Origin of the sequence: Nocardia carnea, assembly GCF_029869215.1 — a bacterium.
Lineage (GTDB): Bacteria > Actinomycetota > Actinomycetes > Mycobacteriales > Mycobacteriaceae > Nocardia > Nocardia carnea_B.
Genome location: NZ_JARWPM010000207.1, coordinates 1 through 11858, shown reverse-complemented (window position 1 = coordinate 11858; position 11858 = coordinate 1). Strand labels below are relative to the sequence as shown.

General features: G+C 70.0%; 11 protein-coding genes. 2 read left to right on the top strand and 9 right to left on the bottom strand.

The features are described 5' to 3' along the window. Positions 1-282 precede the first annotated feature (282 nt). The gene (locus QH276_RS14285; protein ID WP_280406763.1) at positions 283-2310 is read left to right on the top strand and encodes a hypothetical protein; all 2028 of its coding nucleotides are present in this window, start codon (positions 283-285) and stop codon (positions 2308-2310) included. Beyond that, entirely contained in the window at positions 2307-3779 is a 1473-nt protein-coding gene (locus QH276_RS14280) for an ABC transporter substrate-binding protein (protein WP_280400640.1), read from the top strand. The genes QH276_RS14285 and QH276_RS14280 overlap by 4 nt, the downstream gene beginning before the upstream one ends. Positions 3780-3782: 3 nt before the next feature. Here the strand turns inward: QH276_RS14280 and QH276_RS14275 are convergent, their stop codons facing one another. The 9 genes from QH276_RS14275 to QH276_RS14235 form a co-directional block, all read right to left on the bottom strand. Next, complete coding sequence (locus tag QH276_RS14275; protein WP_280406762.1) at positions 3783-4397, bottom strand: GNAT family N-acetyltransferase; 615 nt, start codon at positions 4395-4397, stop codon at positions 3783-3785. A 520-nt stretch (positions 4398-4917) separates the two neighbouring features. Further along, positions 4918-6186 (bottom strand): THUMP-like domain-containing protein, encoded by a 1269-nt coding sequence (locus QH276_RS14270; protein WP_432278791.1) that lies wholly within the window; start codon positions 6184-6186, stop codon positions 4918-4920. A gap of 158 nt (positions 6187-6344) precedes the next feature. Beyond that, positions 6345-7322: a class I SAM-dependent methyltransferase gene (locus QH276_RS14265; RefSeq protein WP_280400643.1), complete on the bottom strand. Its 978-nt coding sequence runs from the start codon at positions 7320-7322 to the stop codon at positions 6345-6347. A gap of 48 nt (positions 7323-7370) precedes the next feature. After that, entirely contained in the window at positions 7371-8159 is a 789-nt protein-coding gene (locus QH276_RS14260; protein WP_280400644.1) for an enoyl-CoA hydratase-related protein, read from the bottom strand. 11 nt (positions 8160-8170) lie between these two features. Then, positions 8171-9004 carry an NUDIX hydrolase gene (locus tag QH276_RS14255; RefSeq protein WP_280400649.1) on the bottom strand — a complete coding sequence of 278 codons (834 nt, stop codon included), beginning with the start codon at positions 9002-9004 and terminating at the stop codon, positions 8171-8173. 89 nt (positions 9005-9093) lie between these two features. Continuing rightward, positions 9094-9426 carry a type II toxin-antitoxin system PemK/MazF family toxin gene (locus QH276_RS14250; RefSeq protein WP_280400645.1) on the bottom strand — a complete coding sequence of 111 codons (333 nt, stop codon included), beginning with the start codon at positions 9424-9426 and terminating at the stop codon, positions 9094-9096. Next, a complete protein-coding gene (locus QH276_RS14245; RefSeq protein WP_280400646.1) occupies positions 9420-9623 on the bottom strand; it encodes a hypothetical protein in 204 nt (67 codons plus the stop codon). The genes QH276_RS14250 and QH276_RS14245 overlap by 7 nt, the downstream gene beginning before the upstream one ends. A gap of 43 nt (positions 9624-9666) precedes the next feature. Further along, a complete protein-coding gene (locus QH276_RS14240) occupies positions 9667-10500 on the bottom strand; it encodes an ABC transporter ATP-binding protein (RefSeq protein WP_280400647.1) in 834 nt (277 codons plus the stop codon). Between the two features lie 38 nt (positions 10501-10538). Then, complete coding sequence (locus QH276_RS14235; protein WP_280400648.1) at positions 10539-11375, bottom strand: aminoacyl-tRNA hydrolase; 837 nt, start codon at positions 11373-11375, stop codon at positions 10539-10541. Between the last annotated feature and the right edge of the window lie 483 nt (positions 11376-11858).

Here is an 11858-nt window from a genome sequence, read left to right as displayed (position 1 = left end):
GGGCAGACATTCTTCACTCCTGACCGCGAACGAGGGCGATTCTGTATATATTGCGCCGCCTCCGGCGGCGCGGGTTAGGGGGCCCCCAGGGGTGGGGGTTTAAAACCCCCCCCCCCCCCCACCCCGGCCCCCCCAATGGGGGCAGGAAAAAACCGGGCCCCCACCCACTCCCCCCCCGCCCCCGCCCCCCCCCCCCCCCCCCCCCCCCCCCCCGGGGCCCGCTCGCCGTGCCGGACATCGATATACCGGATATCGATTGCCGAACCGGGAGGGGCGATATCTGTGGAAGGCCCGAAATTGCATGGGCTGGAACCGATCACCGGGCCGCTGATCGAACAGCTGGTCCAGCGGCCGGGGGGCCGCAGCCGCATGTTGCCGGTGGTGGTGGCGGTGGGTCCGCCCGGAACGGGGAAAACCGCTCTGCTGCAATGCCTCGCGCAACGCTGCGCGAAATTGCCGGTGGCGCAGGTCGATCTCGGGCAGGGAGAACGCGCGCCGCGGGAGGTGTTCGGGGAACTCGCCTTCGAACTCGGCCGGCACCGGCGTCAATTCGGCCGGATCACGTTTCCGCAGCTGTGGCTGTGTGTGGTGGCGGTGGGCAGCACCCTGCATATGCACGAGGACAACCGCCGGCTCGCGCTGCAGAACCTGCGCCAGGTGGTCTCCAGTGCCCAGCCCATGGAGGCTCGCAGTCAGGGCGTCGCCGATATTCTCGAGGCCGCCGGGCAGGTGCCCGAAGGGTTGTCGCCGTGGGTGGGGATGGCCGTGGAAACCCTGCTGCAGAGCCTGAACCGGCTCAATATCAGCCGGCGGATCAAACGGGGACCGCGGTTGACCGGCGATGAGATCCGGCGCGAGGATATGCTCATCGACCTCGCCAAATGGGCACACGGCGACGAGGAGTCCCGCGCCGAGGCCGATGCCATCTTCGGGATGGCGTTCCTGCACGATCTGCGCCACGCCTACAGCGGCGTGCGTGCCTCGCGGCGGACACTCAACTCCGTCCTGCTGCTGGACAACGCCCACACTCCCGCCGGCCGGCAGTTCCTGCAGACTCTGCGCGAAGCCCGGCGGCGCAACGGGGCCGAACCCGATCCACTGGTGGTGGTCGCCACCAGCGCGCAGTGGCTGCCCGCGTGGAGCGAATGCTGGCACCGGCCGGGTATGCACCGGTTCAGCGAGGACACCGAACGCCGCGAACCCGAGCACCGCACCGGCGGCATCGAATGGCCCGCTCCACGCGATCCGGCCGATATCCGCACCGATTGGGCGTCCGCCGAGGATCCGGCGGCCGCCTGGTTCCCGTGGTATCTCGTGGATCTCAGCCGGTTGAGCGTGCAGACCACCGGCGACCTCGCCGCCGACCGGCGGATGCGCTCGGTTCCCCGGGTGGCGGATTTCGTCCGTGCCCTCACCGGCGGGAACGCGGCCGGAACCGTCGATGTCATCGCCGCCCTCGGCCAGGCCGGGGACGGGGACCCGCTCGCCCGCGCGCGGACGGTCCTCACGAGCACGGTCGGTACGCAACTCGACCCCCTGCAGGAGCCGGTCGACCCGCCGGCCACCGTGCTCGACCGGGCGCGGGAGCGGCTGCTCGGCGATTTCCTCGCCGCGGAGAGTGTGCGCGATCTGGTCACCGCCGCCGCGGGCCGCACCGTGGACGTGCTCTACCAGCGGGAGGTCTTGGACTCCGCCCTGCCGGACGGGGAGGCGCTGCTGCAGGAACTGCGGAACCGGCTGTGGATCCGGACCGTCCCCGGGCCCGAACCGGAAATGGTGCTCGACCCCTGGTTGCGCCGTATCCTGCTCTGCGAACTCGCCGCCCGCGAACCGGACGATCCGCGCGACTGGGACGCCACCCATACGATCTGCCGCGACGTCTACCGCCGCGCTGTCGAGGAAGGCGAACCCGGCGCGGAAATCGAGGCCGTCTATCACGATCTCGCGCTCGGCGGCCTCGGTGCCGCGATCGAATACCTGGAACGTCCGTTCCTGCCCGGCCACGCCGAATTCGGCCGCGGTACCGCCGCCGCCTGGCTATCCGATCTGGACCTGATCACCTCGGCACCACGCCGCCCGGATCCCGACGGTACGCCGTTCGCGCAGGTGGAGGCGATCGTGCGGGACAACGGCCTGGCGCCGGAACACGAACTGGCCTGGTTGATCGCGGCGCTGTGGGTTTCCAGCGATCCGCTCGGCGACCCGCAGCGAACCCTGAACCGCACCATCGAGAACGAATTCCGGCAACTGGCGCGCGGACTCGGCCGCGGAGCACTGCTGCTGTACGAACGGGCGGAGAGATATCGATGAGCACCCTGATCCAGCCACCACCGCCGAGCTACCGGAAATGGTGGTGGGTCCCGGCCGCCGTCGTGGTGGCGGCGCTGGTCGTGGGCGCGGCGCTCTGGGTGCCCACGCTCGTCCGGCCGGATGACAGTTGCGGCACGGGAGTCGTGCACAGCGGACCGCACGACGAATGCGCCGGCGTCACCGACGGTAGTTACGTTTTCGCCACCGAACTCGCCGAAATCGAGGGCCGCATTCTCGCCGAGAACCGCGCGGTGGAGAATTCGGGCGAACCCTATGTGAGCGTGGTGACGATGTCGCCGATGACGGCCGGCCGGAGCGCGGAAAGCATCGTCACCATGGCGGGTATCCGGCATCGGCTCGAGGGGGCGCATCTGGCCCAGCTCGCGGAGAACCGGACCGCCGCCACACCCAAGATCAAACTGCTGCTGGCGAACCCGGGCAGCGATTTCGCCGAATGGGAGACGGCGGTCGGCAAGATCCAGGAACGCCGCGAGGACGACCGTATCGTCGCGGTCACCGGTATCGCCTTCAGTATCCGGAACGCGGTCCGGGCGGTCGAACGCCTTTCCGAACTGCAGCTGCCGGTGATCGGCTCCACTCTCACCGCCGACGATCTGCCGGTGGTCCGGGGTTTCTACCGGGTTTCGCCCACCGCCGCCGGGCACGCGCGCGCCGCCGCCGAGTATCTGGCCACCGGCGCCGACCGAATCATGGTCATCCGCGACGACAACCCGGCCGATCACTACGGCACCGCCCTCGACGCGGCTTTCCGCGCCCGCTTCGCCGCGCAGCCGCAGCGGATCGTCAGCAGGGTGGAGAGCTACGATTCCGAAGTCGGCAATGTTGCCACCGCATTCCGCGGCATGCTGGCGAATATCTGCCGCAACAACCCCGACACCATCTATTTCGCGGGCCGGGCCGCACACGCGCTCGGCTTCCTGACCGAACTGGCCGGCCGCAACTGCCCCGAAATACCGATCCAGGTGGTCACCGGCGACGATATGGCCTACTACAACCTCGCGGACAGTCCCGCCCGGATCGCCCTGGACACCGGGGTATCGGTGCTGTACACCGGGCTGGTGCACGAGGAGGCCTGGCGACGGCATCCGGACCTGTTCAACAGGGTCGCCGTCGCCCGGTTCACGGACGAATGTACGGGCGAGGTCTGCTATCGCGAATTGTCCGGCGACGCGTTGGACGATTTCGCCGCCGTGATGGACCACGATGCCGTGCTGACGGCCGTCCGGGCGATCCGGCAGGCAGCCGATTTCGCCGGCACCGTGGTGACCCCGGGCCAGGTGATCCAGGCGATGAAGGGGCTGCACGGGGCCACCCAGGTGAGCGGGGCCAGCGGCATGCTGTCCTTCGACGAGGACGGGCTACCGACCGATAAACCGATTCTCATCTTGAAGGCCCATGCCGGGGAACGCCCGGAGTATGTGGGGCTGTCCGTCACCAGCAGCGGATAGGAGCTAGGTTGCCGACTCGTCCGGGGCGGCGGCACGGCGAGCGATCCGGTCGGTGAGCCGCGCCCTGGACGCCGGCCATTCGCCGGCGAGGATCGAGTAGACGACGGTGTCGCGCCGGCTACCGTCGCGCCGCCGGGCATGCTGCCGCAGAATCCCTTCCTGGGTGGCGCCCAGTGCGGTGACGGCTTCCCGCGAGCGGATATTGCGATCGTCGACGGTGAACTCCGCCCGTTGCGCCCCCAGGGTGCCGAATACATGATCCAGCAGCAGCAGCTTCGTTTCGGGATTGCAGACGGTGCCGCGAACCCGGCGCGAATACCAGGTGAAACCGATGGTCACCCGGCCGTGCCGCTCGTCCATGTGGTAGAGCGAGGTGGTGCCGACGATCCTGTCGTCGCGCAGATCCACCGGAACCAGCACCTGGCGGCCCGAGGAGAGGGCGTGGGCCACGGTTTCCGGTGTCGGTGGCCGGGATTCGATACCGAACGGAAAATACCGCAGGGTGTCCGGATCGTCGTGGGCCGCGGCCAGCGCGTCCGCATCGCCGGGTTCCATGGGCCGCACCAGCACATGAGCGCCGCGCAGGGTCGGGGGACGGTGCCAATACTCACTGGGCATAGGGGCTCCTCGGTGGGTGCGGACTTGTGGACAACGGCGTCGGTGCGTTCCGGTCGATCCGACCCGGCCTCGGGCCGCGCACCCGTCGACCGGACGACCGGACGACTGGACGACTGGACGACTGGAGCGTTTGTATCAGAGACCACGCCCGCGCTCACGGCCGAACTCCCGCGATGCCCCAGAGCCTCCGATCAACTGCGGACCCGGCCATATCCGGAGCCCTCCGCCGGCCACGCCGCCCGACCGGCTGCAGCTCCGGTCACCTCCGGAAGCTCATGCAGTACTCACCGATATGACCAGCCGCAGATCCGGCCACACCCGCAACCCTCCACCACCCCACAACGCCGACCAGCCGCAGATCCGGCCACATCCGCAGCTTCTCCGGAAGCCCACGGCGCCGACGGGCCGCGGACTGCGCCGCATCCGGAACTCCTCGGCCGCCCCACGGTGCCGACCGGCCGCGGACACGGCCACATCGGTGCGGGTCGGTATCGGCGCGACCGGGCAAGCCGGGTGGTGGTCATCGGGACGGACGGCACAAGAAGGCTGTGGCGGTGCGGCCGATCCGGGTGATTACCAGTGTGTAGGGCTGCGAGCCGGTGGGTTTCAACCGGCGCCGCAGCACGTCGGGGTCCACGTCCACGCCGCGGACCAGGATTTCCAAGGCGCCGCAGTCGAGGCGCCGCAGCTCGGTGCGCAGGGCTTTCTCGCGGAATTCGAGCCGGTCGAGGATTCGGAACCCGCGTACGCCCTCGGGAACCGTGTCGCCGGTGAGGTAGGCGATCCGGGGGTCCAGCTGCCACAGTCCGTGGCGGGCCGCGTAGTGGCGGACCAGCCCGGCGCGTACCACCGCACCATCGGGGTCGATGATCCACTCCCCCGGCGCCCGCTCCGGGATCTCGTCCGGGTCGGCATCGGTGAGGGTGCCGACCCCGCCCGCGCCCGTGAGCACGGTGGCCCGGCGGGTGACCCCCGGCTCACTCAGCCCCGGCGACCACAGGCAGGCCTCGCGCACCGCCCCGTCCAACGACACCACCTCGACCTCACCCGCCCAGCCGAGCCGGTCGAAATCCAAACCCGGAGCGCACTTCACGGCCAGATCGCGACCGGCGTAGGCCGCGAGCAGATCGGGCAGCGGTGGTTGCAGCGCGGCCGGGTCGTGGGTGCGTTTACCGCCCGCCCGCCGGGCCGGATCCGCGACGATCACCGTGCCGGTCGAACAGGGCACCAGAGCGTCCGCCCGGACCAGCACCGTATTCGTAGATGCGTCCCGCGCGGATTGAGCTCCGGTGGTCGGCCCGGAACCGGGTAACCGGTCCGTGGCTGTGTCCAGCGCTCCGGCGGGCGGCGCGGCACCCCGCACTCGGTTCTCGGCTGCGGCCGAAGCTCCGGCGCCGCGGCGGCGGTGGACCGAGGAGGCCGGCCCCCTTCTGTTGTGTTCTGCCGCTGCGCTGTCTGCCTCCGCGGGTCCGGAGCCGGCTCCTGGTACCGGACCTCCGGTGGGATCGGCAGGCGACGGCAAGGACCGGGCCAGGTTGTGCTTGGCCATGGCGAGCCGGATCGGGTCCAGATCACTGCCGACGACGCGGGGGCAGATTCGGGCCAGCTCGGCCAGATCCGCGCCGATCGAGCAGGTCACGTCGTGGACATCGCGGCCCGCCAACCGGCGGGCGCGGTGCCGGGCGACCAGGGTCGGCGTGGCCTGCTGAAGCGCGTCGTCGGTGAACAGCCATTCCTGCGCGCCCGCCAGTTTGACGGCGGCCCGGCGGCGCAGGCGCACCGTTTCGATCAGGGCGGGCGCGCGGTCGCCGTGGGCGCGGCGCACCGCCGCCACATCGGCGAGCTGCGAGGCCGCCGTCAACTCCAGTCCGGCGACCTCGGCCAGCGCGGCCGCACCCGGCGGCGAGGCCAGGTAGGCGATATCGGCCGCGCTGAAGCCGTAACCCACTAGTTCGCGGCGGCGACCGGTTTCACGCCGGTGATCATGGCGTTGTAGAAGAACTGGCGCGGCACCACGCGGCGCATCACGTTCTCGTCCACCCAGCTCAGCCCGAGCCAGGCCCGGTACATCGCCATCCGGTAGCCCCAGGTGAGCTTCTCGTCCGGGACGGCGGCCTCGAAGGTACGCACCGGCCAGCCCCACAGGGCGGCGGCGAACTCCTCGGTATGGGCGGCGACCTGGACGGCACCGGCGGAGCGGGCCATATCCTCGAGCTGGGTGGGATCGAAGGTGTGCAGGTCGACCACGGCCTCCAGGGCGGCGGCGCGCGACGATTCGTCCAGTTCCTCCTGGGGGCGGCGCCAATCCCGCAGGAACGGGAGTTTGGTGAGGGCGGTGGTCGCCTTCCAGGTGATGTTGCCGAGGTTGCGGGCGTAGAAATTGCCGATGGTGGTGGGTTCACCGGCGAAGACGAACCGGCCGCCGGGCTTGAGTACGCGCAGGCATTCCCGCAGCGACTGCTCCACGTCGGGGATGTGGTGCAGAACGGCGTGCCCGACCACCAGGTCGAAGGTGTCGTCGTCGTAGGGGATGGTCTCGGCGTCGGCCACCCGGCCGTCCACATCGAGCCCGAGGTTCTCGGCGTTGCGGAGCGCGACCTTCACCATGCCCGGCGACAGATCGGTGACCGAGCCGGTCTTCGCGACCCCGGACTGCATGAGGTTCAGCAGGAAGAAACCGGTACCGCAGCCCAGTTCCAGGGCCCGCTCGTACGGCAGCTCCACCTCGCCCACCGCGGCGTCGAACCGGCCGCGGGCGTACTCGATACAGCGTTCGTCATAGGAGATCGACCATTTGTCGTCGTAGGTCTCGGCTTCCCAGTCGTGATAGAGCACCTGGGCGAGCTTGGTGTCCTCGAATGCTGCTTCGACCTCCGCCGCGGTCGCGTGCGGATGGGGCGCGGGGTCGTCGGGGCGTACCGTCATGGTCGGAGAGCCTATCCTTTGCTTTTCCGGGGGTGATGCGCGCCTCGTTCAGGCGCCGGTGAACTCCGCGAAACCCGGGCCGTCCCGCAGATAGGACCGGGTGCCGAGGCGCTGATCGGCGGTGGTGAACAGCTGCGCCCATTCGGTGCGGGCACGTTCGTGGCCGTGCGGGCCCGCCTCGAAAACGGCTTTGGCCGCGGCCAGCGCCCGGGCCGGGCCGAGGACGAACTGCCGGGCCCAGCCGATCGCGGAGTCGAGTACGTCGTCGGGTGCCACCACCTCATCCACCAGGCCCAGCCGCGCCGCCTCCTCCGGTTCGACGAAACGCCCCGTGTACACCAGATCCTTGGCGGCACCCGGCCCGATGAGCAGCGACAGCCGCCGGATTCCGGCGAGCGGGATGAGCCCGGTCCCGATCTGCGGCAGTCCGAGTTTCACATTGTCACCGATGATCCGCCGGTCGGCGCCGAGCGCGAGCTCGAGCCCGGCGCCCAAGGCGTAACCACTGATCGCCGCGACCGTCGGCTGCGGGATCCGCGCCAGGCAGCCGAGCGCGTCCTGCAGATCGGCCGCCATCGCCGCGGCCTGCGCGGCCGGAAGGCCGGCGAGTTCGGCCAGATCGTCACCGGCACAGAACACCCGCTCATCGCCGTAGACCACCAGCGCCGCGATCTCGGGGTCGCTGCCACAGGCCGCCGCGGTTTCGGCGATCTCCCGGATCAGCTGGGTTCCGAACAGATTCAGCGGCGGCCGGGCGATCCGCAGCACCGCCACACGGCGGCCGGCACCGCCCGCGTGGTCGGGCTCGAGCCGGGACAGGGATACGAATTCGGCCATGGGCCGATACGCTACCGGGCGCCCGGGTCGGCGCTCGCCGCCCCGGAACCGCCGAGCAGCGACGGGTCGGTATCGCGCATCCCCTTCGACCCCACCAGCCGGGACGGATCGGGCAGATCGGCGAAATAACGCATGTTGTCGGGGAAGATCAGCAGTTTCTTACCGTCCACGGCACCGAATTCCGGCTGGATCGGTTCGATGGCCGGTTCGGCGGCCAGGATCTCCGCGGTGGTCGAGTAGCCGCTCAGCGAGGTGAGCTGCGACCAGGTCGGGGGCAGCAGCACATGCTCCCCGGTTTTCCAGGTGGCCAGCGCGGCGGCCGGGGTGGACCATTGCACCAGGTCGGTTTCCGAGGTCGCCCCGTCGGCGAGCTGGCCTTCGGGCAGGACCGCGACGAAGAAATTGGTGTCGTAGCGACGCCGTTCCACGGTGGGCGTGATCCAGCGCGACCACGGCCGCAGCAGATCCGCGCGCAGGACCAGTTTCTCTTCGGCCAGGAACTCGGCCAGCGTCAGGTCCCGGCCTTCGATCCGCTCACGCTGCCGCCGATAGCCGGCGGTATCGGCGACCACGGTATCGGCGGTCGGCCCGGCCAGCAGCACCCCGCATTCCTCGAAGGTTTCCCGCACCGCGGCGCACACCAGCGCCTTGGCCCGCGCCTCGGACACCCCGTACCGCTGCCCCCACCACGCCGGCGCCGGCCCCGCCCAGTCGATCTCGACCTCGGCGTCCACCGGATCCACCCGTCCACCGGGGAACGCGGTCATCCCGGCCGCGAACTCCATGGCCCCGGCCCGCCGCTGCAGGAAAACCTCCAGGCCGGCGGCACCGTCACGTACCAGCATCACCGTCGACGCATCCTTGGCCTCGGGCACCTCACCGGAATCCGGCACAGTCGTCTCACTCACCTCTGCACACTAACGCCGAGGACCCGCTACGGCTGCGGCGGCCGACCGAGTCCAAGATAGCGGCGAATCACGTGGTCGAGCGCTTCCATCTCTTCGGCGGTCAGGTAGCCGACCGGATCGCCGAGCAGATAGCTGGAATCAATGGAGCGGATCTGATCCACCAGCAGCCACGTCGGCTGCCCCATCAACTCGATCTCTATCCGTGACGGCGACGGAGCTGCGCCCGTCGAAGTGGGGACTACAGTCACCATCGACCAGTTGGTTCGAGACAACACCACGCCGTAGCGCCGCCCACGTTGCTCGTGCCCACGCCGGGCCTCACCGAGATCAATCTTGTAGATCAGTCCGCGGATCACCACGCATCAGGCTCGTCGCCGAGATTCTCCCCTGACGCTTCGATCCGGTCGGCGGCCTCTTGCATCTCGCGCTGCCACTGCTCCTGCTCCAGGACGTACAGAGCACGGCGCAGCACATCGCTGGTTGTTTCTCCTTCGCGCGCCAGCCGTTCGACCAACGCCCGATCCTGACCGGTTGCTCGGAACGCAATTGTGCTCATGCAGCCAGTTTAACGCGTATTGAACAATTGTGATACGTAGACTTCAACGGGATCGGTGACGGCCGAGCCGGCGTTTGCGGCGGGCGAAGTAGCGGTCGTCGATACGGTCCAGGGCGATGGATTGGCGGAATGCTTCGCTGAGGTTCTCGGCGGTGAGGACGTCGGCGATCAGGCCCTGGGTGACGACTTCGCCTTCGCTGAGGAGCATGCAGTGGGTGAAGCCCGGCGGAATCTCCTCGACGTGGTGCGTGACCAGCACGAGCGCCGGAGCGTCGGGGTCGGCGGCGAGATCGCCGAGGCTTTCCACCAGTTCCTCGCGGCCCCCCAGGTCCACCCCGGCGGCCGGTTCGTCGAGCAGCAGCAGTTCCGGGTCGGTCATGAGGGCGCGGGCGATCAGGACACGTTTGCGCTCGCCCTCCGACAGTGTGCCGTAGGTGCGGTCCAGAAGGTGTTCCGCGCCCAGGCTTTCCAGCATGTCGATCGCGCGGTCGGTGTCGACGTCGTCGTATTTCTCGCGCCACCGGCCGAGTACCGCATACCCCGCGGACACCACCAGATCGGCCACCCGCTCGTCGGCGGGGATCCGGGCGGCCAGCGCCGCCGACGACAGGCCGATCCGGGGTCGCAGTTCGCTGACGTTCGTTTTGCCGAGGCGTTCACCCAGAACGTAGGCGGTGCCGTAGGACGGATGGGTTTCGGCGGCCGCGACCTGGAGCAGCGAGGTTTTCCCGGCACCGTTGGGCCCCAATATCACCCAGCGTTCGTCGAGTTCGACCTGCCAGGTGACGGGACCGACGAGGGTGTGCCCGTTGCGGCGGATGGAAACGTTGGTGAAGTCGATGAGTAGATCTGGATCGGGGTGCGCCACGGCCTCCATCTTGTCTCGAGACGTCCGCGCTTCCGGCACCGGGCACGCTACCAATGATCGAGTCGGGCGGGCCGCGTGGCGATCACCGTCGTGGAACCGGGGGCGACCTCGGTGAAACCGGCGTCGCGGACCGCGGTCGCCGCACTGCGCGCCACCGCGGTGCGCAGCATCTCCCATTCGTCGGGCTCGGCTTCCCGGACCGCGCAGGCGAACCCGCGCCGCGCCCAGGTGCGCGCCTGTTCCACCGGCAGTGCGCCGGCGAACAGCATGCTCGCATGCCCCACCTGCGCCGCGGCTTTACCGACGGTCATCCCGAGCGCCGCGTTCACCCAGAACACCGGTACATCCAGCGGTACGGGCCCGGGATCGTCGGATTCCAGGTCGGTGCCGCCGATCTGGAGCCGCCGGATACGCGGGTCGACCGCGCCCACCGGTCCCGGAACGAGCGCACGCACCAGCGCACCACCGCTCTCGACGGTCACCCCGGGTACTTCGTTCGCGGCCGCCCACTGCGCGCCCCGGGCCCGGCGCGCGACCTTCCTGATGCGCGACCGCTTCCACGCCAGATACGGCTGCTGCCATTCGCCCGCGACCCCGACCCGCGGGTCCAGGCACAACGCCACCGCCGCCCCGGCGGCCGCCGCGAGCAGATCGCTGCGCGCCGGCGGATCGGTCTTGGGCATATGCAACACCATCTGCATGGCCTGCACCTGCGCGGGATCGTCGGGATCGCCCGACCCCCCGTAGCCGGCCGCGAGTTCGGCGTGCCGCTCGGAAAACCCCGGGCCGCTGTAGAAATCGTCCTCCGGGCCGTGCCCGAAGTCCGGGTCCACATCCGATTCGCGGCCACCGGCCACCATTTCCGCGCCGCTATCCGGCAGCATCACACAAACCCTTCCCGCACCCGGCCAACACCGGACGACAGCCTACCTACGCCCCCGCACTCCGCCCCCGCCACGGCACCCGAGACCGGCGGGACACCCCTGATTCCGACCCACCTCCGTCCCCCGGTTCAGCGGCGGCACCGAACCCACGAGCCACTCGGAGAGACGCAACGACCCCGACCAACACAACCACAGCGGCACCGAGCCCAGCGAGACCCCCAGAGCGGCGCAACACCCCGAAACCAACGCAACCACGGCGGCGCCGAGTCCAGCGAGGCCCTTGTAGGGTTAGGCCCCGGCCCCCGCGGGGAGCGCCCCCCCCCCGCGGGCGGGCCCCCCCGGGGGGCGGGGGGGGCCGGGGCCCGGTGGGTCCGGCGTCCCCGGGCCGGGCGGGCCTGCCGGAGAACCCGGTGAACCCGGGCCGGGCACGCCGGCAGGGGTGGTGGCAGCCGGGGTGGTCGATGCGGGGGTGCCGGTATCGAC